19 protein-coding genes are annotated in these 25,286 nt (G+C 68.7%); 4 read left to right on the forward strand and 15 right to left on the reverse strand.

The window, feature by feature from the left end; translation table 11 throughout:
• Positions 1–19 precede the first annotated feature (19 nt).
• Entirely contained in the window at positions 20–910 is an 891-nt protein-coding gene (locus IC535_RS02660; RefSeq protein ID WP_228884369.1) for a LysR family transcriptional regulator, read from the forward strand.
• 185 nt (positions 911–1,095) lie between these two features.
• Here the strand turns inward: IC535_RS02660 and IC535_RS02665 are convergent, their stop codons facing one another.
• The 13 genes from IC535_RS02665 to prmB form a co-directional block, all read right to left on the reverse strand.
• Positions 1,096–2,199: a toxic anion resistance protein gene (locus IC535_RS02665; RefSeq protein ID WP_228884368.1), complete on the reverse strand. Its 1,104-nt coding sequence runs from the start codon at positions 2,197–2,199 to the stop codon at positions 1,096–1,098.
• A gap of 58 nt (positions 2,200–2,257) precedes the next feature.
• Positions 2,258–2,980, reverse strand: coding sequence for a hypothetical protein (locus IC535_RS02670; protein ID WP_228884367.1), 723 nt, complete (start codon positions 2,978–2,980; stop codon positions 2,258–2,260).
• Positions 2,977–8,334, reverse strand: a complete 5,358-nt coding sequence (locus tag IC535_RS02680) for a DNA repair ATPase (RefSeq protein ID WP_267472842.1) — start codon at positions 8,332–8,334, stop codon at positions 2,977–2,979. Before IC535_RS02680 ends, IC535_RS02670 begins: the two co-directional genes overlap by 4 nt.
• Positions 8,335–8,429: 95 nt before the next feature.
• A complete protein-coding gene (locus tag IC535_RS02685; RefSeq protein WP_228884366.1) occupies positions 8,430–10,448 on the reverse strand; it encodes a flotillin family protein in 2,019 nt (672 codons plus the stop codon).
• Positions 10,445–11,125, reverse strand: a complete 681-nt coding sequence (locus IC535_RS02690) for a YqiJ family protein (protein WP_228884365.1) — start codon at positions 11,123–11,125, stop codon at positions 10,445–10,447. Before IC535_RS02690 ends, IC535_RS02685 begins: the two co-directional genes overlap by 4 nt.
• Before the next feature lie 211 nt (positions 11,126–11,336).
• A complete protein-coding gene (locus tag IC535_RS02695) occupies positions 11,337–11,993 on the reverse strand; it encodes a phosphoribosylanthranilate isomerase (protein WP_228884364.1) in 657 nt (218 codons plus the stop codon).
• Positions 11,990–12,763 carry a tRNA pseudouridine(38-40) synthase TruA gene (truA, locus tag IC535_RS02700; protein ID WP_228884363.1) on the reverse strand — a complete coding sequence of 258 codons (774 nt, stop codon included), beginning with the start codon at positions 12,761–12,763 and terminating at the stop codon, positions 11,990–11,992. Before truA ends, IC535_RS02695 begins: the two co-directional genes overlap by 4 nt.
• Before the next feature lie 47 nt (positions 12,764–12,810).
• On the reverse strand, positions 12,811–13,185 hold the full coding sequence (locus IC535_RS02705; protein WP_228884362.1) for a VOC family protein: 375 nt from the start codon (positions 13,183–13,185) through the stop codon (positions 12,811–12,813).
• Entirely contained in the window at positions 13,182–15,113 is a 1,932-nt protein-coding gene (locus IC535_RS02710) for a FimV/HubP family polar landmark protein (protein ID WP_228884361.1), read from the reverse strand. Before IC535_RS02710 ends, IC535_RS02705 begins: the two co-directional genes overlap by 4 nt.
• Before the next feature lie 86 nt (positions 15,114–15,199).
• Entirely contained in the window at positions 15,200–16,225 is a 1,026-nt protein-coding gene (locus IC535_RS02715) for an aspartate-semialdehyde dehydrogenase (RefSeq protein WP_228884360.1), read from the reverse strand.
• A gap of 203 nt (positions 16,226–16,428) precedes the next feature.
• Positions 16,429–17,484 (reverse strand): 2-hydroxyacid dehydrogenase, encoded by a 1,056-nt coding sequence (locus IC535_RS02720; RefSeq protein ID WP_228884359.1) that lies wholly within the window; start codon positions 17,482–17,484, stop codon positions 16,429–16,431.
• Positions 17,477–18,580: a chorismate synthase gene (gene aroC / locus IC535_RS02725; RefSeq protein ID WP_228884358.1), complete on the reverse strand. Its 1,104-nt coding sequence runs from the start codon at positions 18,578–18,580 to the stop codon at positions 17,477–17,479. The genes IC535_RS02720 and aroC overlap by 8 nt, the downstream gene beginning before the upstream one ends.
• Positions 18,577–19,506 carry a 50S ribosomal protein L3 N(5)-glutamine methyltransferase gene (gene prmB / locus IC535_RS02730; RefSeq protein ID WP_228884357.1) on the reverse strand — a complete coding sequence of 310 codons (930 nt, stop codon included), beginning with the start codon at positions 19,504–19,506 and terminating at the stop codon, positions 18,577–18,579. The genes aroC and prmB overlap by 4 nt, the downstream gene beginning before the upstream one ends.
• Positions 19,507–19,793: 287 nt before the next feature.
• Between prmB and IC535_RS02735 the strand changes: the two genes are divergently transcribed.
• On the forward strand, positions 19,794–20,444 hold the full coding sequence (locus IC535_RS02735) for an SCO family protein (protein ID WP_228884356.1): 651 nt from the start codon (positions 19,794–19,796) through the stop codon (positions 20,442–20,444).
• Entirely contained in the window at positions 20,441–21,283 is an 843-nt protein-coding gene (gene asd / locus IC535_RS02740; protein ID WP_228884355.1) for an archaetidylserine decarboxylase, read from the forward strand. The genes IC535_RS02735 and asd overlap by 4 nt, the downstream gene beginning before the upstream one ends.
• A 257-nt stretch (positions 21,284–21,540) precedes the next feature.
• On the opposite strand, the gene IC535_RS02745 is transcribed toward asd, so the two are convergent.
• A complete protein-coding gene (locus tag IC535_RS02745; protein WP_228884354.1) occupies positions 21,541–21,882 on the reverse strand; it encodes a ribonuclease E inhibitor RraB in 342 nt (113 codons plus the stop codon).
• A gap of 126 nt (positions 21,883–22,008) precedes the next feature.
• The gene (locus IC535_RS02750) at positions 22,009–23,619 is read right to left on the reverse strand and encodes a transglycosylase SLT domain-containing protein (protein ID WP_228884353.1); all 1,611 of its coding nucleotides are present in this window, start codon (positions 23,617–23,619) and stop codon (positions 22,009–22,011) included.
• A gap of 135 nt (positions 23,620–23,754) precedes the next feature.
• Here IC535_RS02750 and IC535_RS02755 point away from each other — a divergent pair, with 135 nt between their 5' ends.
• Complete coding sequence (locus IC535_RS02755) at positions 23,755–25,260, forward strand: helicase HerA-like domain-containing protein (RefSeq protein WP_228884352.1); 1,506 nt, start codon at positions 23,755–23,757, stop codon at positions 25,258–25,260.
• Positions 25,261–25,286: the final 26 nt, after the last annotated feature.

Consider the following 25,286-nt stretch of genomic DNA (forward strand, 5'->3'; position numbering starts at 1 on the left):
ACCTGTCAGGAAAACTCACATGAGCGACCGCCCCCTGCCCCCGCTCAACGCCCTGCGCAGTTTCGAGGCCACCGCCCGCCTGGGCGGGGTCGGCCGCGCCGCGCAGGCCCTGCATGTCACCCATGGCGCGATCAGCCGGCAGTTGCGGGTGCTGGAGGACCACCTGGGCGTGGCCCTGTTCGAACGCGACGGGCGCGGGCTGCGCCTGACCCGGGCCGGGGCGACCCTGCAGACCGCCTGCGCCGGTGCCTTCGAGCAGTTGCACGGGGCGGTGGACGCGCTCAAGCGCCAACAGCGCCCGGAGGCCCTGGTGCTGGGCTGCAGTGGCAGCATCCTGGCGCGCTGGATGATTCCGCGGTTGCAGGCCCTGCAGGCCGACCTGCCGCAACTGCCGCTGCACTGGTCGGCGCAGGACGGCAGTTTCACCGACGCCCAGCGCGGGCTGGACGCCGTGCTGCTGCTGGCACAGCCGCCGTGGCCACGCGGTTGGCAGGTGCGCGAGCTGGCGCCCGAGCGGGTGGGCGTGGTGGTCAGCCCGCAGCACCCGGCGGCGGCGCGGCTGCACCGGCAGCCGCCGTCGGCGCTGCTCGACGAAGCATTGCTGCACACCGCTTCGCGCCCGCAGGCATGGCCGGCCTGGGCCCAGGCGCAGGGACTGGACCCGGCCCAGCTGCAGCTGGGCAGCGGCTTTGAACACCTGTATTACCTGCTGGAGGCGGCCGTGGCCGGGCTGGGCGTGGCGATCGCGCCCGAACCGCTGGTGGCCGACGAGCTGGCCGCCGGGCGCCTGTTGGCGCCGTGGGGGTTTGCCGCCACCGGCGGGTTCTGGGTGCTGGCCACGCCCGACGGGGCGGTGGATGCACGGGTGGATGTGCTGGCCGGGTGGTTGCAGCATCAGTTGGCGGGGTGAATGCGCGCCCCCACCAACGGTCGTGACCTACCGGGGATTAAACGGTAGGTCCCCACCGTTGGTGGGGGCGATGCCGGAGCACGCGTCGGTGCAGGCCACGCCACGACCAACGGTCGTGGCCTACCGGGAATTGGACGTCGGTAGGCCCCCACCGTTGGTGGGGACGATGCCGGGGCGCGCGTCGGTCAAACGGCGGTAGGCGCTGCCAGGCGCTGCTGGACGTCGTCGCGCAGCCGCGCCAGCTCCACTTCGGCCTGCTGCCGCTGCTGCATGCCTTCGCGGTGGATGCTGCGCACTTCTTCCACCGTGGCAATCAGCTGTTCGTGCACATGGCGCAGGGTGGCCACGTCGATCACCGCACGTTGATTGGCCTTGGCCGTCTCCACCGTGGTCTGGCGCAGCAGGTCGGCGTTGCGGCGCATCATCTCGTTGGTCGCATCGTCGATGGCGTTGGACAGCTCCACCGCGTTTTTCTGCTCGTTGAGCGACAGCTGGATGGCGAACTGGCGCTTCCACGACGGAATGGTGATGTCGCGGACCGTGTTGAACTTTTCGATCAACAGGATCGCATTGGCCTGGATCAGGCGGATCATCGGCAGCGACTGGTCGGCCGCATGCTGCATCACCAGCAGATCGCCGACGCGCTTGTCGAGCAGGCGGATCGCATTGTCCACCTCGCCCAGGCGGATCCGCAGCTGCGGGTCGTCCTGGCCCAGCGCGGCCTGCTGTTCGGTACGCAGCTCGGTGATGCGGCGCTTGCCGGCGGCAATGTGCAGGCCCAGCGCATGGCGCTCGGCACGCACGATCTCGTGCATGCGGTCGAACTCGCCCACGCGCTGGCCCATCAGCGCCTGCTGGGTGCCGACATCGCCCATCAACTGTTCGATCTGGCGGTTGGTGTCGCTGAACTTCTGCACCAGCTCGCCCTTGGACGCGCGCAGTTTGTCGATCAGGCCGCCGATCACCGGTACCCGGGAGCGTTCGGACAGGCCATCGAGCTTGAGCGAGCGGGCGATGCGCACCACTTCGCCGAGCTTGTCGCCATTGGCATCCAGGTCGCGATTGCGCACCTGGTCCAGCAGCTGGCTGGAGAACGCGGCGGTCTTGGAGGCTGCTTCGCGCCCGAACACCTGCAGGTTGCCCGGGCGGATATCCTCCAGGCCGCGGCCGATCTCAGCGATCCGGGGCAGGTCTTCGCGACCCAGGCCGAGCGCCTGCAGCGCGCTGTCGTCCAGCGCATCGGCAAGGGTGACCGGCAACGCCGGATGGTCCTGCGGGTCCTGGCTCATCGGTGGATCTCCATGCTGGGTGGCGGCCGACGATGGCGCACCGGTAAGGGCAAGTGGTTCACGGGAGTCTAGCCTGCGCTGCGGCCACCTCGGCGGCGATCTGCGCCTGCAGCTGCGCGGCCTGCCGGTCGTGGACGGCCTGGTCCTGTACGTGCCGGGCCAGCGCCGCCTGTTTCCAGGCCGGCAGCAACACCTCGGCGATGCGCCGGAAGCGCGCCAGCAGGGCGTCGTCCTGCGCCTGCAGCAGTTGCCATTGGGCTGCTTCGCTGCGCTGCAGGGCGGCCAACCGGCGCAGGTGGTCCAGGCGCTGTGCGAGCACGGCGTGCGCCTGTGCATCGGCCACCGCGGGCAGCAGCGCGCTGCCGGCGGCGATCCACTGCTGCAGCGCCAACGCGGCCTGTTCGCTGGCGGCGATCGCGCCCTGGCGCTGCGCGCTGTCGGCCTGCAGGCGGACGGCACTGTCCTGCGCACGTACCAGCAGCACGCCCAGTTGCGGTTGCAGCGCATCGGCATCGAGCTGGCGTTCGACATCGCGGCCAAGCAACCGGCCCCACCAACCGGTCTGCCGGCGCAACCGCGCCGGATCGGCCGACTGCAGGGCCAGTGCAATCGACGCCAGTGCCGCGATCAACTCGCCGGCGCCGCCCGGCCCGGCCGCGCCCTGCCCGCCTGCCTGCTGTGCGATGGCCTGCAGCAACGGCTGCCCATAGGCGGCCAGGGCCGCCACCGGCTGCGCGCCGGCCTGCGCGGCTGCAGGCGGTGGCGGCAATGCCATATTCATCGGGGGTCGTCGCCCACCGGCGTGTCGGTGCCTGGCAGCAGCGCCGCCTCGCCGTAGAAGTGGCGCATCAGGGCTTCATCCAGTGCACGTTCTTCCGGCGTGGTCGCGCGCCGCGCGCGCGGGCGCTGGCGGGCCACCGGTTCGGCATCCATCTGCTGGCGCACCCAACCGGCCAGCAACGCCAGGGTTTCACCGGTGCGCACCTGCTGCTGGTGCGATTGCCCCAGCAACTGCAGCAGCGGCGCCAATCCGGCCTGCAGGCCGGCCGCCAGCGGCTCGGCCGGTGCAGGTGCGGCGGCAGCCACCGGCGCCGGCGTGGCACGGGCCGCCGACAGGCGCTCCAGCGCGGCCAGCAAGGCCGGCCAGGGTGCCGGCTCGGGCGTGGCCAAGGGGGTGGGCGGTGGCAACTGCAGCGCGCCGGCGATATCGGCCAGCTGCGCCACCACGCGCCCGCCGACATCGCTGTCGTCGGCGCCCATCGCCTTGTTGCGCAGGAAATCGCGCTTGATCTGCTGCCACCGCTCCAGCTCGGCACTCTGCAGCAGGCCGCGCAGTTCGGCCAGCTTGAGCAGGTTTTCCTCGGCGCCGGTGGTCAGCAGCTGCGCCTCGCCCTGGTAATGGTCCGACACCAGCTGCTGCAGCTCGGCTTCGTTCATCACCGGCGAGATCTTCTCCGACAGCTTGTTCATGTTGCGGTAGCTGCCCTGCAGCCGGAACGGTGGCTCGGTGCGGTAACGGTCATCCTGCGCGGCACTGGCGATGTACTGCTGGTTGACCCGATAGACCACCTCGCGCACGCGCAGCATGCGCTGCAGGGTAGCCACGATCTCATTGATCTCCGCGCCGCTGTAGGCGTGGCTGAGCGCGTTGGTGGAAACCTCCTTGCCCATCGCGCGCTCGACCAGCAGGTACAGGTCGGCCATGTCGCGGGTGGCCAGCGGGGCCAGCACCGGGTTGGAGGTCAGGCTGTTTTCGATGTAGCTCAGGGTGAAGGCATCTTCCATGCCGCCGAGCACGTCGCCGAGATTGTAGATGTCGGCACGGTTGGCCAGCATGTCCGGAATCTTGAACACTTCGCCGGATTCGGTATACGGGTTGCCGGCCATCACCACGCAGAACTTCTTGCCGCGCATGTCGTAGGTGCGGGTGCGCCCGCGCCACACGCCTTCGATGCGGCGGGTACCGTCGCACAGCGAGATGAACTTCTGCAGAAATTCGGGATGGGTGTGCTGTATGTCATCGACATACAGCATGGTGTTGTTGCCCATCTCCAGCGCCAGATTGAGCTTTTCCAGCTCCTGCCGCGAGGTGGCATCCGGCGCCTGGTCCGGATCCAGCGAGCGCACCTCATGGCCCAGCGCCGGGCCGTTGATCTTCATGAAGACCAGGCCCAACCGGTGCGCCACGTATTCCATCAGGGTGGTTTTACCGTAGCCCGGCGGTGAGATCATCATCAGCAGGCCCATCAGGTCGCTGCGCTTGTTTTCGCCGACCGTGCCCATTTGCTTGGCCAGGTTGTCACCGATCACGCCCAAGTAGACGTCGTTGATCAGCTTGTTGCGCACGAACGAGGACAGCGGCCGGGCCTTGAACTCGGACAGCCGCAGCGCATCGCGTTCACGGCTGACGATGCGCTGGCGGACCGCCTGGTAGGCGTGGAAGGCCGGCACGAACACACCGGTGTGCTGCTGCAGGCGGGCCAGGAAATCATCCAGCGCCAGCGACAGCCGCCCCTGCACGATGCGCGGGTGTTCGCCAAGCAGGCCCTCGACGGTGACCAGCAGTGCGGTGTCGCTGGCGCGGGTACGCAATGCGCGCTGCACCAGCAGCAGCGCGGCCGCTTCGTCGGCATAACCGGCGTGGTCGAGCAGGCCGGGCATGCGGCACAGTGCGCGCAACCATTGCCCGGCCAGCGCCCAGCGCGCCGCCAACCCGTCCTGCTCGCGCAGCAGCGCGCGCTCCAGCGCCTCGCGCTGGCCGGCGGCCTGCAACTGCTGGCCCAGCGCCTCGATCAGGGCCAGGGCATAGCGGCTGCTGGCGAACACCGGTTCACCGGCGGCCATTTCCTCGCCCAGGTAGGCCGCCGCGGCGGCGTGGTCGGTGGGGTCGAACGGCAACGTGGCCTGATCGCTGAACGCGGCCAAGGCCGTGGTCATCTCCGCGCGCAAGGCCTGCTGGCCCTCGCCCGAGCCGAACAGCCGGGCAATCGCATCGGCACCGGCCTGCCGCGCCGGCCATTGCAGGACGTCGTCGCGGCGCTGGCAGGCGGCCCAGAACAGCATCGCCAACGCCCGTGCGCGCGGCGCATGCAGCAGCGTGCCGGCGGCCTGCTGCAGCGGCAGCAGCGCGCGCAGGATGGTCGTGGCGTCGTGGTCGTGGATGCCGCGCTCATAGCCTTCGCGGTAACGCGGTGCGGCGAAATCGCGCACCAGGCGGTCCAGTGCCTCCGGTTCGGCGGTGGCGTGCTGCAGGGCGGCCAGGTCCAGTCCGTCGCGGCCGTCCATGGCTGCCTGCAGCACGCAGCCGGCCAGGTATTCGCCGCGATACAGCGACGGCGATTCCGAATCCAGGCTGAGGTGCCAATACGCCTTGAGCGCAGTCAGTTCGGGATCCTGCAGGGTCTCCAGGAAGTCGGTGCCGGTCAGGTGGATCGCCAGTTCATCGCCACGCGGCAGCAGGGTCAGGTCCAGCGGCTGGGTGTTGACGCTGAAGCGGTGCCGCGGCCCCAGCCGCACCACGTTGCCGCCGGCCTCGAACAGCTCGCTGCGGTCGCGCAGCGCGCGCACGGCCTGGTCGCGCACGCCCTTCAGGCGCGACTCGATGTCATCGGCCTTGACGCTGTCGCGCAGGTCGCGCAGGCGCTGCGCCAGTTCGCGCAGCTTGAGGATCAGCGGGTCGCCGGCGAAGAACGCATTGAGTTCGTCGCTGTTGCCGAACCGCTCGGTGCGCTTGGCCAGCCCGTCCAGGATGCGGGTGGCCGCATCCAGCACCGAGCGCGCCTTGCGCTGGCGCTCGTCCAGCAGCATCTGCTTGTGCGCTTCGAACGCCTCGATCAGCTCCTCGCGCTTGGCCAGGATATCGCCGAGGAACTGCTCGTGCTCGCCGAACTGGCTTTCCAGTTCCTCCAGTTGCACCAGCAGGCGCGACATCTGTTCATCGGCGCGCTCGGGATCGGTGGCCATCGCCAGCGCACTGGTGATGGCCTGGGAGAACAGCGCGAACTGCGCGGCGAACTGGGCCACCGCCTCGGCCGAGCCCAGCGTGCGGCGGCGCTGTTCTGCGCGCGCGCGGGTCTGGTTCAACCGCGCATACACCGCCGAGATCGCCTCCACCACCCGGGTGCGGGCGGTGGCATCGTCCACCTTCAGCCCGGCCATCAGCTCGGACAGCATGTCCAGATCGGCCGACATGGCGCGCATGCCGGCCAACTGCTCGTCCAGCACGCGCGCGCTCCCGGCCTGCTGGGCGGCGGCGTCCAGCGCCTGCAGGCGCTCGCCCAGCGGGGCCAGCGCGGCGTCGCCGGCCAGGAACGCACCGGTGGCCGCGCCGATGCTGTCGTGCGCCTGCTGCAGCGCGGTGGTCATTGCATCGATCAGGCCGGTGTCGATGTAGCGGTAGTCGCGGATGGTCAGCAACTGGCCGCGCTGGGTCGAGATCGCATTGAGCGCCTCGACGAATTCCTGCACCTGGGTCCAATTCTCCGGCTGCAGCCGGGTCAGCAGCGCCTTCTGCGCGACCTGGGCCTGGGCCATGGCCTGCGCCGACTGCTGCCGGATCGACTGCACTTTCTCGTATTCGTCCAGCACCGATTCGCCGGTGCTGCTGATCTGCCGCAACAGGCTGACCGCGCCGCCGCACTGCGCATCGTCCAGCCAATGGTGGGCGTCGAACAGCCGCCGGGTGTCCTGCACCAAGCGTTGGTAACGCTGCACCGAGACGTCGTCGCCTTCGATGGTGCGGGCCAGGTCGAACAGGTTGGAGATGCCGCGGACCAGTTCGGCGTTGCCGATCCGGCCCATGAACGTATTGCCGGGCGGCCGGCTGGCGGCGAACTCGTCGCTGCTGAACGGGGTCTGCCAGACCTGCATGGCGTGGATGCGGGTAGGCTCGCTGCCTTCGGCATGGAACAGCACCATGCGCCCGTCGTGCAGGAACGCATAGCCATGGCCGAACACCGGGTTCTGCAGCACCCGCTGGATAGTGTTGTAGACAAACAGCGCCGAGCGCCCGCCTTCGCGCTCGTAGAAGATGTACAGCATGTCCTCGCCATTGGGCGAGCGGATGGCACGCTTGAACTGCATGCCGTCCATCGCCGCGTCGAACGCCTTGTGCTCGCCGCTCTGCAGGTAGTAGCCGCCGGGGAAGATGATGCCGTGGTCTTCGGGCAGCTGCACGCAGGCCTGCACGATCGCATCGTTGCGGGTGATGTTGCCGGTCAGCGTGTTGTAGATCAGGCCACGCCAGACCGTTTCGCGATAGGGCAGCACCTTGAGCAGGATCAGCGAGCCGACCCGGGCGAAGTCGAACTGCGCGTCGTCCAGCGACTGGGTGCTGTCCTCGACCGGTTCGCTGTAGACGCCCTGCCCGCTTTCGGTGTTGTTCTCGACCTTGATGGTGAGATCGCCGCCGGTGGTTTCCACGAACAGGGTATCGAGGATGTTCAGGTGCGCATGGCGGCCGTTGACCGCCATGTCGCGGGTGGCCCGGGTCCATTCGAAATCGAACGGCGGCGGCAGGGCGATATCGCGCTCGCCACGGGCATCGAGGTAGGTAAGGGCGCCATCGCGGGCCAGCGCCCAGCGGAACACGCGCACATCGCTGCTGCGTTCGCCGATCTGGAACGCGGCCAGCAGCTTGTCGCCGATCACGATCAGCTGCAGCAGGCGTGCGTGCTTGTAATAGGCGTACAGCTCGCCGAAGTCGTGCACGAAAGCCGGCTGGGCCAGGAAGCTGCCCTTGGCCTCGACCGGCACCACGTCGTAGCCGTCCTCGGCCTGCACCAACCGGTACAGGCCGAACACGTCCTCGACCCGGGTCTGGGTTTTCAGGCCGATGAACACGTTGTAGCCGAACAGCAGCAGGTCCGGGCCGACCTGCACGATGTCGCGGCCGACGCAGTTGTTCTCGCTGCGGATGCGGAAGCGGCCGGTGACTTCCAGCCGGCTGTCGCCGAATTCGGCCAGGCGCTGCCGGTTCAGTGCGTCGGCAATGCCGCGCAGGCCACTGCCCTGCTCGACCAGGCGGCGGCGCAGTACTTCATAGGCGCCGCCCTGGGCGACAGCCTGGTCGACGCTGGCGGCAGTGGCAGTGGCATCGGCTGCGGATGGGTCGGGATGGTTGGCGGTATCGGACATCGGCTTCCTTCCGGCTCACGGACAACCGGCCGGGCGAGCCGGCCGGTGATGACGCGGCGGCGGCCAGCGGCCACCGCCTGTTCGGGACGCTGGACTCAGCGCGTTTCGACCACAGCGGCGGTCACGCTGGGCACTGCCTCGGCGGGCTGTTCGGTGAGCTTGCGCGGGCTGTCCTGGCGCGCCGTCACGCCCAGATACCGCTGCATCAGGTCCTGCACGATCGGGCTCTTGTCGGCCAGGCCCTCGATCGACTTGCCCAGCGACACGGCCTTGATCAGGTTCTCGAACATGCCACCGTCGCCGCCGACCAGGTCGATGTCGGCGTTGGCCAGCGCGCTGGCGATCACCCCGGCGTTCTCGCGCGAGACTTCCTTGCCGGCTTCGATCGAGGCCAGCGCCTGCTTGAGGCTGTTGTCGAGCATCATGCGGAACTCTTCGTGGCCGCGTGCGCTGTCGCTGAGCGAGGCGATCGCCTCGAACTTGCGGACCAGGCCTTCGGCTTCGGCCAGCAGCTTCTTCTGCACCACGCCGGCCTCGGCGCCGCCGAGCGATTCGGTCGCGGTGGCGCGGGCAAGGCCCATCTGCTCTTCGCCCTTGGCCTGCGCCTGCAGGTTCTCGGCCAGCACCCGCGCCTCGTTGGTGCCCTGCTTGAGGTGGGCCTCGGCCTTGGCTTCGATCACCCTTGCCTCGGCGATGCCGACCTTTTCGATCGCCAGCGCGGAGGCTTCGCGCACCTGCGCTTCGGCCAGGCCCGGGGCGGCCTGTTCGGCACGGGTACCGTCAGCGAGCAGGCGTTTGGCTTCGGCCTGCTTGCCGGCCGCTTCGTGTTCGGCCTGGGCCAGCGTGGTGATTTCCACCGCGCGGTGCTTGGCCGCGGTCTCCCCGGCCAGGGCCTGCTTGACCTGGCGCACCAGCAGTTCCTGCGCCTTGCCTTCAGCGTCCAGGATCAACACCTGCTTGAGGCGGTCGGCCTCGGAAACCTCACGCACTTCCTTGATGCGTTCTTCTTCCTGCGCCACGGTCTTGTCGATGGCGATGCGTTCGCGGGTGATGTTGGCCACGTCCATCTTGCCCGACTCCACCACCTTGTCGCGCTCCACGCCCTGCAGCTGCACTTCGCGCTGGGTGGTGACCTGCTCCAGCTGGCGCGCGCGCTCGACCCGTTCGGATTCGATCGCCACCGCGCGTTGGCGGTTCTGCTCGGCCACTTCGACTTCGCGCATGCGGTTCTGCTCGCGGATTTCGATCACTTCCTGCGCTTCGATGCGCGCCTGCTCGGACACCAGGCGCTGCTCTTCCTGGACCTTGGCGGTCTCGGCTTCCTCGCGCGCCCGGATGGTTTCGATCTCGCGCTTCTGCCGCGCCTCGGCCTCGGCCTGCTGGCGTTCCAGCGCCAGCAACGCCTCGCGCGCCTCGACGTTCTTCTTGGTGATGGCCAGCTTTTCGTTCTGTTCCAGCTCGTTGGTCACCACGTTCTGGGTGGCGGTCAACTCGGTAATCTTGCGGATGCCCTGGGCATCGAGGATGTTGTTCTGGTCCAGCAGCGACTTGGGGGTCTGCTCCAGGTAGTCGATGGCCACGTCTTCCAGCGCATAGCCATTGAGGTCGTTGCCGATCACCGCGATGATCTCGTCGCGGAATTCCTGGCGTTTTTCGAACAATTCGGTGAAGTCGAACTTCTTGCCGACCGTCTTCAACGCTTCGGAGAACTTGGCATTGAACAGCTCATCGACCGCATGCTTGTCCGAGGCGCGGTCGGCGCCGATCGCCTTGGCCACGCGCAGTACGTCGGCCTGGGTTTCATTGACGCGCAGGTAGAACGCCACGGCGATGTCGGCGCGCATGTTGTCCCGGCAGATCAGGCCTTCCTTGCCGCGACGGTCGATCTGCATGGTGATCAGGCTGATCCGCATCAGCTCGGCGCGGTACAGCACCGGGATGATCAGCGCACCGGTGAAGTGCACCTTGGGCTGGGAACTCATGTCGTTGACGATCAGCGCCACGCCCTGGTCGACCTTGCGGTAGAAAGCCTTGAACAGCCCGGCGAGGCCGAGAAGAAGGACCAGCAGAATGCCGACCCCGATCACGAACGGGGCCAAGGTCGCAAAACTCATCGATGGATCTCCTTATCGCCCGGAATCAGGCTGGCGTGGAACGAAAGCGTGGGGTGGTCCTGTTCGCGGGCCACCAGGTAATGATTGTGTTGGGGCAGGTAATCCAGCAGCACCACCCGTTCGCCGCGGGCCAGCGGCTCACCGCCACCGATGCGCACCTGCAGGATCAACCCTGCGCCGCCGTCATCGACGTTGGCATGGCCAACCTGTGCGGTGACCTGCGGTGAGGCGACCACGCCGACCCGGCCCAGCAGCGAGGCCTGTGCCACCGGGCGCAGACGCAGCAGCAGGCGCCGCACCGGGCGCAGCACCAGGATGGTCAACGGGATCGCAGGCAGCAGGGCCAGTACGGCGGTCGCGCTGCCGGCCAGCCAGCGCAGCGTGGCCGGCAATGGCTGCAACAGCAGCAGGTGGACGAAATAGGTGACGGTCCAGCCAAAGAAGGCCAGCAGCGCGATCACCAGCATGACCGGCGCACCGCCCAGGCCCAGCCGCGAGAACATGCCGGAAATGCCGTGCAGGCCATCATCGCCAAGCTGCAGGTCCAGGCCATGCCCGCCGCTGCCGTGGTCGACCACGCCCAGCGCGGCCAGAAGCCAGTACAGCACGGAAAATGCCAGCACGATGCTGTAGGGCAGCGTGGGGAACGTCAGCGCGACAGTGAGGAATTCATTCATGCCGTGTCTTCCCTGCAATGGCGGCCAGCCGTGCCGGCCGCCTCCTGTGGGAAGCGCTCCGGCTTCCCGCGACTGCGCGCCTCACCGGCCGCGCCCTGTCCTGTGGATGCTACGTGAAATCCAGCCGTGCGCCCATAGCCGCACCTCCAGCCTTTGTGCGGCAAGGCTGGCAGGCTGTCGGCAACGGCTTGGCCGGGCCTACGGCGGGCAGCTACCCGGCTTCGTGGCAGTCGGCGCGGCGGACTTCTTCGACGAACTTGCGCATTTTGTAGCCGTCCTTGATGCCCGGCTCGGTCTCGATCCCGCTGGACACGTCCACGCCCCAGGGCAGGGTCGCCACGATCGCGTCGAACACGTTGTCCGGGGTGATCCCGCCGGCCAGCAGGAACGGCCGGTGCAGGCCGGTCGGCAGGCGGGTCCAGTCGAAGGCGACCCCGGTACCGCCACCGCCCCCGGGGGCATGGCTGTCGAACAGGAATCCGGCCGCGCTGGGGAAGCGCACCTGCAGCTGGCGGGCATTGACCTCGTCACGGCCGCCCATCGCCACCGCCTTCAGGTAGGGCATGTTGAAGCTGCGGCAGAACGATTCGTCTTCCTCGCCATGGAACTGCAGCAGGGTCGGCCGCACCGTGCGCAGCACTTCGCGCACCTCCTCCTTGCCGTTGTCGCGGAACAGCGCGACCACATCGACCATCGGCGCGATCGCCTGGCGCATCGCGCGGGCCTCGGCCGGCGCCACCCGCCGCTTGCTGTCGCGCGCGAAGATGAAACCGACCGCATCCACGCCCAGCTCGCCGGCCAGGCGCACATCGCCGGCGCGGGTCATGCCGCAGAACTTGATACGGGTGCGATAGAAAGAGCGGCTCATAAGGTGACCTCGGCGGGCAGTTGCCAGTTGTCGGGGTACAAGGGTCCAACGAATACCAATCCCTGCGGTGGCGCGGTCGGTCCGGCCACGGTGCGGTCGCGGCCGGCCAGCAGCTGGGCCATCCACGACACCGGTTTGTCCCCACATCCGACCAGGATCAATGAACCGACGATATTGCGCACCATGTGATGAAGGAATGCATTGGCCTGAACGCAGACCTCCACCACCTCGTCCTGGCGGGTGACCTGGATGGCCTGCAGCTCGCGGCGGGCATGCCGGGCCTCGCACTGGATGCTGCGGAAGGCGCTGAAATCATGCTCGCCGAGCAGTGCCTGGCCGGCGGCATGCATCAAGGCCGCATCCAGCGGGCGGCGCTCCCAGCTCAGGGTCTGGCGGTTCAAGGCCGGCCGCACCGGGCGGTTGAGCAGGCGGTAGCGGTAGCGCCGGGCCCGGGCCGAGAAGCGCGCATGGAAATCCCCGGCCACCGGCACGCACCAGCGCACCGCGATTGAACGCGGCAGGCGGGTGGTGGTGCCCAGGGTCCAGCCGCGCGGGTCGCGCACGGCATCGGTGTCGAAGTGCACCACCTGGCATTGCCCGTGCACGCCGGCATCGGTACGCCCGGCGCAGGTCACCTGGATCGGCGCATCGGCCACTGAGGACAGCGCCTGCTGCAGGCTGGCCTGTACGCTGGGGCCGCCGCTGTCGCCCAGCTGCTGCCAGCCCTTGTATTCGCTGCCGTCGTATTCCACGCCCAGTGCGTAGCGCATGGTCAACCTCTGTAAGTCGGAAGAAACCGGCCGGGCCGGTCGGGGCATCAGGCCGGGTCGCGCTCGGACCACACCGCCAGTTCATTGCCGCCCGGTTCGAGGAACTGGAAACGGCTGCCGCCGGGGAAGGAGAACACCGGTTTGAGCACGCGCCCACCGTGGGCACCGACCGCCGCCAGCAGCGGGGCCAGGTCCTGGGCGTAGATCACCAGCAGCGGCGCACCGGCCGCGCTGGTGCCGGGCGTGCCGCGGAAGAAGCCGCCCTGCAGGCGGCCATCGTCGAAGGCGGTGTAATCGGGGCCGTAGTCGACGAACGACCAGCCGAACACGGTGCTGAAGAACGCGCGGCTGGCGGCCGGATCGGTGGAGGCGAACTCCACGTAGTCCAGGCGCCGTTCACGGTTGGCCGGACCGGCGCTCATCCCAGCCGCCCGAGCAGTTCGCGCGCCTGGGCCTGGCTGTGCGGGTCGGCGCTGCCGATCACTTCCAGCAGCAGGGTACGCGCGGTTTCGGCATCGCCCAGGTCCAGGTAGGCGATCGCCAGCTCCAGCCGGTCGCGGCCCGGGGTGGGCTGCAGGGCGTCGGCGGCCGGCGCCTGGACAGCAGGTTGCTCGGCGGTTTGCGCCTGGACCGGCGCATCGGCGGCATCGGAGGCATCGGCGGGGTATTCGAACACGCCACGGTAGGACGGCTGCGCGGCGGCCTGCAGGGCATGCGCCGGCGGCGCGTCGTAGGGCGCCGGTGCGGCCTCCCGGGCGTCGTGCGCGGTGTCGGCGTCGATGTCGGGGTGTACGGCCTGCGCCGCCGGTTGGCCGGGCTGCGGTTCGAGGCTGAACACCGGCTCGCGGCGCAGGCCATCGGCAGTCCACGCGGCCGGCTCGTCCGCTGCGCTGCCCACCTCCAGATCGCTGTCGGTGTCGACGGCCGGCTCCTGCTGGGCGGCCAGTTCGTCGATGAAATCGGCGGCCGGCACGGCGGCGGCCAGGCTGGCGGCATCGAGCCCATCGCGGCGCAGCGGCGGCAACGGCGAGGGTTTGCGCCTGCGCAGCAGGGCCCAACCGGCCACCAGCAGCAGCAACACGCCCAGGCCCAGCCAGTACCAGCCGCCGCCGGCATCGCGCGCGGCCGGGGCCTGGCCCAGGCGCTGCTGCGCGGCGGCTAGGTCGCTGTCCTTCATCGCGATCAGCGATTGCTGCTGCTCTTTCAGCTTCTCCAGCTCGGACACGCGGCCACGCAGCTCCTGGATCTCGGCATCGCGGGTGGCCAGGTCTTCCTTGGCCTGGCGCAGTTGTTCGTTGCCCAGCATGTCACCCTCACTGCCGGCGGCGGTGCCGGTGGTTGTCCCTGCATTGTTGTCGGTGGCCGCGACCGCCGGGGCGATCTCCAGCCGTGCACCGCTGGCTGCGGCCGGCGCGGTGGCCGGGCCGGGGCTGGCGGCTACGCCGCTGCTGGCCGGCTGCGGAATCGCCGCGCGCGCCTGGCGCCACTGCGCGGTGTGTTCGCGCACCATCGCCGCCGCCTCGCCGGCATCGATCGCCGCAGCATCGGCACTGCCGGGGCTGCGCAGCACCGCGCCCTGCTTGAGCAGGTTGACGTTGCCGCGGATGAATGCCTCCGGATTGGCGCGCAGCAGCGCGATCATCGCCTGGTTGCGATTGATGCCCTGCTCGCGCGCCAGGTTGCCCGCCAGTTGGGACAAGGTCTGGCCGCGCTGCACGGTAACGCTGCCATCGGCAGCCACCGTTGGTGCTGGCGCCGCTGCGCGTGGTGCGCTGTTGCGCGGCACGGCCGGCACACTCGGCGCGGGCGCCGCAGCAACCGCGGCAGGCGCGTCCGTCGGCCCGGCAGGCGCAGGGTCGGGCTCGCGCACGATGGCATTGGACATCGCCCCGGCCGGGGCGACGATCTCCGGTTCGGCCACGGCCAGCGCGCTGTTGGGCGCATCGATCAGGGCCGAATATTCGCGGACCAGGCGGCCCTGGCCCCAATCGGCTTCGATCAGGAAATTCAGCGACGGCGTGGTGACCGGCGCCTGGGTGCTGACCCGCACCACCGCCCTGCCCTGCGCATTGCGGGTGAGTTCGAACTGCAGCTCGCTGACCAGGCCGGCCGGGCGCTCCAGCCCGACCCGGGCAAAGGTGACCGGCGAGGCCAGCGCCACCCGCAGGTTTTCCAGTTCGGACGGATCGGCCGAGATCACCGGAATTTCGGCCAGCAACGGCTGGCCAGGTTTGGACAGGACCCGGATATCGCCCAGGCCCAGGGCCATGGCCGAGCTGCTGGCCAGGGCCAGCAGCAGGGTCGACACATACTTGAGCGGGCGCATGGCGCCCGGAGCCCGTTTGTTCATGGCGGCCAATATAACGGCTCCCCCCGTGATCGGCGATGATTGAATGCAGGCGCCGATGGCATCCCCATGCCATCGGCGCGCGGCGATCAGCCTTCGGCGGCGACCAGTTCGGCCAGCTGCACGGCGTTGAGCGCGGCACCCTTGCGGATGTTGTCCGAGACGATCCACAGGTTCAGGCCGTGCGGGTGCGAGAGATCCTCGCGGATGCGGCCCACGTACACCGCATCGTTGCCGGAGGCATGGGTGACCGGGGTCGGGTAACCGCCGGCCTCGTGCCTGTCCACCACTTCCACGCCCGGCGAGCGCGACAGCAGTTCGCGCGCGGCATCCGGGGTGACCTTGTCGCGGGTTTCGATGGTGACCGCTTCGGAATGGCCGTAGAACACCGGCACGCGCACGGCGGTGGGGTTCACCAGGATGCTGTCGTCGCCGAGGATCTTGCGGGTCTCCCAGACCAGCTTCATTTCTTCCTTGGTGAAGCCGTTGTCCAGGAAGTCGTCGATGTGCGGGATCAGGTTAAAGGCGATCTGCACCGGGAAACGCTGCGGGTCGATCTGCTGGAAGCTGAGCAGCTGGCCGGTCTGCTTGCCCAGTTCCTCCAGCGCCGAACGCCCGCCACCGGACACCGACTGGTAGGTAGCCACGTTGATGCGCACGATGCCGTACTGGCGGTGCAGCGGCGCCAGCGCCACCAGCATCTGCATGGTCGAGCAGTTCGGGTTGGCGATGATCCCGCGCGGACGCTTGCCGATCGCCTCCGGGTTCACTTCGGAGACCACCAGCGGCACGTCATCGTCGTAACGGAACGCCGAGGAGTTGTCGATCACCACCGCACCGGCGGCGGCGAACTTCGGGGCGAATTCCTTGGACACGCTGCCGCCGGCGGAGAACAGCGCGATGTCCACGCCGGCCGGGTCGAAATCGGCCAGGTCCTGCACCTTGACCTTGCTGCCCTGGTAGTCGATCTCACCGCCAGCCGAGCGCGAGGAGGCCAGCACGGTCAGGGTGCCGATCGGGAAGTTGCGCTCGGCCAGGATGGCCAGCATGGTTTCGCCTACCGCACCGGTGGCACCGACGACAGCGACGTGGAAACAACGATCTGGATTGTTCATGGGAACCTCTTGTTGGGGGTACCGACCAGCGGTCGGTAGCGGCCGTGCCTTGTGGATGTGTACCCACCAACGGTGGGTACCTGCCGAAATCTGATTGCGTGTGTACCCACCAACGGTGGGTACCGGAATGCTTGTCTGCCAACCAACGGTTGGTAGCTGCCACGGGCTGGGTTCGGGGAACCTCGCAACGGGGGCGCGGTTCCCTATCGTTTTGCGTCGTCGGTTTTCTTGGCGACCGCGCCCGCAGCGCCGGCCAGGGCGGCGTTCACGGCGTCGGCGTTGATCGCGCTCGGGGGGTTGCCGGCATCGGGGCCCTTGCCCAGCGCGGCAACCAGGTTGTCCACCGCCAGCTGCACCATCGCCCGGCGCGTGGCCTGGCTGGCACTGCCGATATGCGGGGTCAGCACGATGTTGCGCAGGGCCAGCAGTTCCGGGCGTATGTTCGGTTCGCCTTCGAACACGTCCAGGCCGGCCGCGGCCAGGCGGCCGTTGGCCAGGGCATCGGCCAGCGCCAGCTCATCGACGATGCCGCCCCGGGCGATGTTGACCAGGGTGGCGGTGGGCTTCATCCGGGCCAGCGCGGCGGCATCGATGATGTGGTGCGAGCTGGCGTTGTAGGGCAGCACCAGCAGCAGGTGGTCGGCCTGGGCCAGCAGCGTGTCCAGGTCCACGTACTGCGCGCCGACCTCGGCCTCGGTGGCCTGCGGCAGGCGCGAGCGGTTGTGGTACAGCACGCGCATGCCGAAGCCCAGCGCGCCGCGGCGGGCAATGCCCTGCCCGATCCGGCCCATGCCGAGGATGCCCAGCGTGCTGCCGTGGATATCGGCGCCGAGCATGGTCTGGAACGACCACTGGCCCCACTGCCCTTCGCGCAGCCAGCGTTCGGCCTCGGTGATGCGCCGGGCGGTAGCCATCAGCAGCGCAAAGCCGAGATCGGCGGTGGTTTCGGTCAGCACATCGGGGGTGTTGCTGGCCAGGATGCCGGCGGCGCTGAGCGCGTCGACATCCAGGTTGTTGTAGCCCACGCCGACGTTGGCGATCGCGCGCAGCCGCGGGGCCGCGGCGATCTCTGCCGCGCCTATGCGTTCGTTGAGGGTGATCAACGCGCCATCGACGTCGGCCAGTTGTTCGGCCAGCTGCTGCGGGGTGTAAGCGGTGACCTCGCCGGTGGTGGTCAGGTCGAAATGCTGCCCAAGCGGTTCGACGACGTCGTCGAACAGCGGTTGGCTGACCCAGACCCTGGGGCGCCGATCACCCATCGATGCTGCCCGGGATGCGCGGCGTGATCTCACCGACATCGCCGCACTGCGCGCGGTGGCGCAGGGCCTGGTCCATCAGCACCAGGGCCATCATCGCCTCGGCGATCGGGGCGGCGCGGATGCCCACGCAGGGGTCGTGGCGGCCGGTGGTGACCACTTCCACCGCCGCGCCGCTGGCGTCCACGGTGGCACCGGGCAGGCGCAGGCTGGAGGTGGGCTTGAGCACGATCGAGGCGGTGACCTGCTGGCCGGTGGAGATGCCGCCGAGGATGCCGCCGGCGTGGTTGCTGGCAAAGCCTGCCGGGCTGATCAGGTCGCGGTGCTCGGTGCCAAGCTGGGCGACGCTGGCGAAGCCGTCGCCGATCTCCACGCCCTTGACCGCGTTGATGCTCATCAGCGCGGCTGCCAGTTCGCCATCGAGCTTGCCGTAGATCGGTTCGCCCCAGCCGGGCGGCACGCCGTCGGCGACCACGTTGACGCGCGCGCCGACCGAGTCGCCGGACTTGCGCAGCGCGTCCATATAACTTTCCAGCGCGGGCACCTGTGCGGCGACCGGCCAGAAGAACGGGTTGTCCTCCACCGCCGACCAGTCGTGCCCGGTCGGGGTGATGCTGCCCAGCTGGGCGAGGTAACCGCGCACGGTGACGCCATGACGCTGCTGCAGCCACTTCTTGGCGATCACCCCGGCTGCCACGCGCATGGTGGTTTCGCGGGCCGAGGAGCGGCCGCCACCGCGCGGGTCGCGGATGCCGTATTTCTGCCAGTAGCTGTAGTCGGCATGGCCGGGGCGGAACTGCTGGGCGATGTTGCTGTAATCCTTGCTGCGCTGGTCGGTGTTGCGGATCAGCAGCGCGATCGGGGTACCGGTGGTGCGCCCTTCGTAGACGCCGGACAGGATTTCGATCTCGTCCGCTTCGCGCCGTGCCGAGGTATGCCGGCTCTTGCCGGTGGCGCGGCGCTGCAGGTCGTGGGCGAACTCGTCGGCGCCGATCTCCAGCCCCGGCGGGCAGCCGTCGATCACGCAGCCGATCGCCGGACCGTGCGATTCGCCGAAGGTGGTGACGGTCAGCAGTCTGCCGAAACTGTTGGAACTCACGGCCGCTGCGCCGCCAGCTCGGTGATGCGGGCGCTGTGGGCGATCAGTTCGCGGCATTCGACCGCGAAGATGCCCATCTGGCCGACCTTGAACTCGATCCAGGCGAAGTCGATTTCCGGCAGCAGCTTGATCAGGTGCTGTTCGGATTCGCCCACTTCGCAGATCAGCAGGCCGTCTTCGCTGAGGTGCAGCGGGGCGTCGCGCAGGATCTTCAGCACCAGGTCCAGCCCATCGGGACCGGCACGCAGGCCCATGTCCGGCTCGTAGGAGTACTCCTGCGGCAGGGCGTCGGTCTCATCGTTGGTGACGTAGGGCGGATTGGTGACGATCAGGTCGTAATGGCGGCCGGTGAGGCCGTTGAACAGGTCGGACTTGAGCAGGGTGACGTTGTGCGCCTGCAGGCGTTCCTTGTTCTCCTGCGCCAGGGCCAGGGCGTCGTCGCTGAGGTCCACGCCGTCCACTTCCCAGTTGGGGTAGTAGTGGCCGATGGCGATGGCGATGCAGCCCGAGCCGGTGCACAGGTCCAGCGCGCGATGCACGTCGCGGCCGGCCAGCCAGGGCTCGAAACCGGTTTCGATCAGCTCGGCGATCGGCGAGCGCGGCACCAGCGCGCGGCGGTCGCTCTTGAAGCTGAGGCCGGCGAACCAGGCCTCGCCGGTGAGGTAGGCGGCGGGCAGGCGCTCGTTGATGCGGCGCTCGAACAGGGCCAGCACCTCGGTCTTTTCCGGGGTGGTGACGCGGGCGGCGCCATAGGCCGGGCCGAGGTCGTGCGGCAGTTGCAGGCTGTGCAGCACCAGCTGGGTGGCTTCGTCCAGGGCATTGTCGTAGCTGTGCCCGAAGGTCAGCCCGGCGGCGTTGAAACGGCTGGTGCCGTAGCGGATCAGGTCGATGATCGTATGGAGTTCGGCGGCCGTTTCGGCAGTCATGGCAAGGCAACAGACAAAGTGGCCCTCGATTATAGGCGACCCCATGCCAGCCAGCATCCGTTGCAGAAGAAACAGGCGGTGGGGGCCTGAAGCCAGAGCCTGAAAGCAACAGCAGCTGCCCGGTCTTCCATGGGTGGGGGTACTGGGGGTGGGTTGGCGGTTGTTGCCGTTGCCCCTGTCTTTGGCTTTGCCTTTGGCCTGGAAGAAGAAACCCGCAAACCCCCAAAACAACCACCCAGGCCGCCGCCACCCCTATCATGGTGGCCCCATCCGGGAACGGGCTTTCCATGTTCAATCGCAATGTCGGCATCATCCTGCTCATCGCGCTGGCGGCCGGGCTGGGCCTGGTCGTGGCCCAGAAGGTGTTCGCCCCGGCGCCGGCCGGCGACCGGCCGGCCACCGAATCGATCACCTTCTACCCCCAGGCCCGGCCGCTGCCGGACTTCAATCTCGGCCAGTCCGACGGCACCCGCCTGATCCCGGGCGAACTCAAGGGCCACTGGACCCTGGTGTTCCTGGGCTTCACGTTCTGCCCGGACGTCTGCCCGACCACCCTGGCCGACCTGGCCCAGGCCCAGAAGCAGTGGGAGGCCCAGCCCGAAAGCCTGCGCCCGCGCCTGGTGTTCATCTCCGTGGACCCCGAGCGCGACACTCCCGCCCGGCTCGGCGAGTACGTGCATGCCTTCCACAAGGACACCCTGGCCGCCACCGCCGACATTCCCTCGCTGGAGCGCTTCGCCACCTCGCTGGGTTTCGTCTTCCAGAAGGTGCCCGGCAAGCATTTTGATGAGAATCCCGAGGACTACACCCTCGAACATTCGGCCAGCCTGGCCGTGCTCGACCCGGACGGCAAGCTCGCCGGCCTGATCCGCCCCCCCTTCAATGCGCAGGCCATTGCCCGCGACCTGCAGACGCTGACCGAGAAATCCGCACCATGAGCCTGACCACCACGCTGAGCTACGCCCTGCCGCACCGCCTGCTGTCCTCGATGGCGCGCCGGCTCGCGTATTCCAGCAACCCGCGGATCTCGCGCTGGCTGATCGACACCGTCACCGCCAAGTTCGGCGTCAACCTGGCCGAGGCGGCCAACCCCGATCCGCGCAGCTACGCCACCTTCAACCAGTTCTTCACCCGCGCCCTCAAACCCGGCGCCCGCGTGCCCGCGCCCGACCCGCGCACCCTGGTGATGCCCGCCGATGGCCGCATCAGCCAGCTCGGCGCGATCGAGGACGGCCGCATCTTCCAGGCCAAGGGCCAGTCGTTCACCGCCGCCGAACTGCTCGGCGATGCCGGCGACGCCGAGGTCTTCCACCACGGCCTGTTCGCCACCGTGTACCTGTCGCCCAAGGACTACCACCGCGTGCACATGCCGTGGACCGGCACCCTGCGCGAAACCGTGCACGTGCCCGGCCGGCTGTTCAGCGTCGGCCCGGCCGCGGTCAACACCGTGCCCGGCCTGTTCGCCCGCAACGAGCGCCTGGTCTGCCACTTCGACACCGATTTCGGCCCGATGGTGTCGGTGATGGTCGGCGCGCTGCTGGTATCCGGTGTGGAAACGGTGTGGGGCGGTGAAGAGATCCCGGCCTACGGCGATACGATCACGCGCAAGGATTACCGCGGCAAGGGGATCACGTTGGAACGGTTTGCCGAGATGGCCCGCTTCAACTACGGCTCCACCGTGATCATCCTGCTGCCGCCGGGCGTGGCCGACTTCGCCCCGCACCTGGATGCCGAGCATGCCGTGCAGCTGGGGCAGCCGCTGGCTACCCTGAAGTGATTCGGGCGGGCTGATCATGGCGCGTGGCGAGGCGCTCATCGTCACGGCGCTCGCGACGTTGCGCTGACCGATGCCCGGTGGTGCCGGCCGCTGGCCGGCTGCTCGGGATGCTGCCGACATTCTGCAGAGCCGGCCAGCGGCCGGATGCTCGGATGCTCGGATGCTGCCGATATTCTGCAGAGCCGGCCAGCGGCCGGCACTACCCCCCCCCCCAAAAAAAAACGCCCCGGTTTCCCGGGGCGTTTTTCGATGGCCGCTCAGTCTTCGACCGGGCCGACGTCCATGCCGTCGTAGTCTTCCACCCCGTTCTGCTCGGCCAGCGCCTGCAGTTCGTGGTTGCGCGCGTCCAGCGACGCCTCGGTATGCACCTCGGCGCGCTCCACGTGCAGCACGTGGTACGGCGCTTCACCCTCTTCCAGATCCGGCTCGAACACCTCGACCAGGGTATAGCCCTGCGCGGTCAGCTTCTGGCCCAGCGCCTGCAATGGTTCGGGCGTGGTATTGACGAAGAAGTAGCCCCACAGCATCGGGCCGTTGAGGTCCCAGTCGGTGTTTTCACGGATGTTGGCGAACATCTCGTTGATCGCGGCGATATCCATCTTGATTCCTTGAGTGCGTGATCCGGGGCTGCCACGTGCAGACGCGGCGGCCGGTGATGGATGCCCTGCAGCGGGCCGGCGGCAGGCGTGATGCGCGCAGCCTACCGCGTTACCGTGAGGGTGCGGTTACTTTCCGCAGCCCTGCAGCTTGAGCACCTGGCCCTGCCGGAGCGCATAGGCCGGTGCCTTCAGGCCGTTGGCCCGCGCCAGCTCACGCACATCGCACTGGAACTTGTCAGCGATCGCGCCCAGGGTCTGGCCCTTGCCCACCTTGTGGCTGCGGACCGGCTTGGCCTTGGGCTTGGGCTTGGGCGCCGGGGCGGCCACCGGGGCCACCGGCGTGGCCGCCACGACGCTGGCCTGCGCCTGCGCCACCGGCACCACGCTGCCCACCGCCACGTTGCCGGTGTAGCTGGCCACGGCGGGGCGCACGATCGCCGCATTGAGGTCGGCGGTGATCAGGGTGCGGGCCAGGTCCGCGCGCGGGCCGTTGACGCAGTAGCGGTTGTACAGCCCGGCGATGCGGGTGGTGGCATTGATCGTGGTGCCGGCCGGGATCCAGCCGTCCGCCTCGTAGCGGGGGTTGAGGTTGCGCAGCGCACGCATGTAGCCGTCACGGGTGCCGGCGCTGCCCAGGCAGATGGTCAGCTCGTAGATGGTGGTCGACTTGGCCAGGCGGATGGTGGCTGGCTGCGCGTTGAGCTTCGGGAACTCCACGCCGTACTGCTGCGGGTGCAGGAAGATCCAGGCCGCGGCGATCACCATCGGCACGTAGTCCTTGGTTTCGCCGGGGAACTGGTTGTACACACTGTCCACCCAGAAGCTCTGGCCAGCGCTTTGCCTGAACACCCGCGCGGCGCGGCCTTCGCCGCCGTTGTAGCCGGCCAGCGACAGTTCCACGTTGCCGTTGAGCTCGCGCATGCGTTCGTTGATGTAGGTGGCACTGGCCTCGGCGGCGCTGCGCGCGTCGAAGCGGGTGTCAAAACCGGTGCCGTCCGGGCCCAGCCCGAAGCGACGACCGGTGGCCGGCATGAACTGCATCAGGCCGGCCGCGCCGGCGCGCGAGGACGCATGCACGCGGCCGTTGGACTCCTTGGCCATGATCCCGAACAGCAACGCCTCGGGCAGGCCGCGCTTTTCCCACTCCGGCCACATCACCGCACGCAGGTTCTGGTAGTTCTCGTAGGTGGTCATCAACGCCGGGCGCATATCGGTAAGCCAGCGGCGGATGCCGGCCTGCACCGCCGGGTTGTATTCGACCATGCTGTCGAAGGCATGCCGCTTGTCGTTGAGCAGGGCCGCCGCGCGCGCCGCTTCGGGTACATCTGCGGTGAGCGGGCTCACATGGTCCGGGTCGGCTTCGAGCAGGCCGCCATCGCCGGCGATCGCGTCGCCCTCGCTGTCCTGGCTGTCGGCGCGGCTCTTCAGCAGGCGCTTGTAGGTGGGCAGCAGATTGCTGACCTGGCAGCCCTTCTGGGCCACGCAGGCGCTGATCACATCCTCCATGTCCTCCAGCGCGGCATCGCCTTCGTTCTTGCCCTTGGGGTCGGCGTTGTTGACCAGCACCAGCGCGGCGCTGTAACGCTTCTCGGCGGCGGCCATGCGCTGCTCCAGCGCTTCGATCTTTACCCGGTCGCGGGCCGAAACCCTTTGGGCATGGGCCTCGGGCACCAACGACAGCATCGCAGCCAGGGCCAACAGCGGCCAACCACGGACAAACAAGACAGGAACGGGCATTTTTGGCACTGTGGGCGAAAGATGGGGCAGAGTAGCCGTGCCGCTTGCATCGGGGCAACCCGGGCCGCCGGCCGACAGCTGCCGACGTTTAGACTATTGCCCATTCACACAGCAACACCACACAGCGAGTTGACCATGGATCCGATCCTGCTGGGCAAAGGCATTACCGACGATATCGCAGTGACCCTGCTGCCGCGGCTGGGCAACCGCCACGGCCTGGTGGCCGGCGCCACCGGCACCGGCAAGACCGTCACCCTGATGACCCTGGCCGAGGGTTTCTCGCGGATCGGCGTGCCGGTGTTCCTGGCCGACGTGAAGGGCGACGTTTCCGGCCTGGCCGTGCCCGGCGCCGGCACCGAGGCGCTGCTGCAGCGTGCCCGCGACATCGGCGTGGCCGACTATGCCGCCGCGGCCAGCCCGACGATCTTCTGGGACCTGTACGGCAAGCTCGGCCACCCGGTGCGCACCACCGTCAGCGAGATGGGCCCGACCCTGCTGGCGCGCATCCTGGAACTCAACGATACCCAGGCCGGCGTGCTGGACATCGTGTTCAAGCTGGCCGACGACCGCGGCCTGCTGCTGCTCGACCTGGACGACCTGCGCGCCCTGCTCGGCCTGGTCGCCGACGAGCGCAAGGACATCTCCACCGAATACGGCCTGGTCAGCGCGCAGACCGTGGCGGCGATCCAGCGTTCGCTGCTGCGCCTGGCCCAGGACGGCGGCGAAGCCTTCTTCGGCGAGCCGGCCCTGGAACTGGCCGACATCATGCGGGTCAACCACGATGGCCGCGGCGTGATCGGTATCCTGGCCGCCGACCAGCTGGTGCTCAAGCCGCGGCTGTATTCCACCTTCCTGCTGTGGCTGCTGTCGGAGCTGTTCGAGACGCTGCCCGAAGTGGGCGACCTGGACAAGCCCAAGCTGGTCTTCATCTTCGACGAGGCCCACCTGCTGTTCGACGATGCACCGCCGGCGCTGGTGCAGCGCATCGAGCAGGTGGTGCGGCTGATCCGCTCCAAGGGCGTGGGCGTGTACTTCTGCTCGCAGTTCCCCGACGACGTGCCGGCCAACATCCTGGGCCAGCTGGGCAACCGCGTGCAGCACGCCCTGCGCGCGTTCACCCCGCGCGACCAGAAGGCGGTCAGGGTCGCCGCGGAAACCTTCGTGCCCAACCCCAAGTTGGACGTGGCCGCCACCCTGGCCAAGCTGGGCACCGGCGAGGCCCTGGTGTCCACGCTACAGGACAAGGGCATTCCCTCGGCCGTGCAGCAGACCCAGATCGCGCCACCGCGCTGCCGGATGGGCGCCATCACCGAGGCCGAACGCGCCCAGGTGCGTGCCGGCAGCCCGGTCGGCACCCGCTACGACACCGCCATCAACCGCGAATCGGCGACCGAACTGCTGGCCCAGCGCGCGCAGAAAACGGTGGAACAGGCCGACGCACCCAAGGCGCGCACCCGTGCTCAGGATGACGAACAGGAAGGCGGCTTCGGCCAGTCGATCAAGGACGCCATCTTCGGTACCAAGCGCCGCCAGGGCATGATCGAAACCATGGCCAAGCAGACCACCCGTACCGTCGGCAGCAAGCTGGGCAACCAGATCGTGCGCGGCATCCTCGGCGGCCTGTTCGGCGGCAAGCGTTGAGCCAGGTCATCCTCGCCGCGCGGAAT

The sequence above is a fragment of the Stenotrophomonas rhizophila genome (assembly GCF_020857975.1).
Lineage (GTDB): Bacteria > Pseudomonadota > Gammaproteobacteria > Xanthomonadales > Xanthomonadaceae > Stenotrophomonas > Stenotrophomonas rhizophila_C.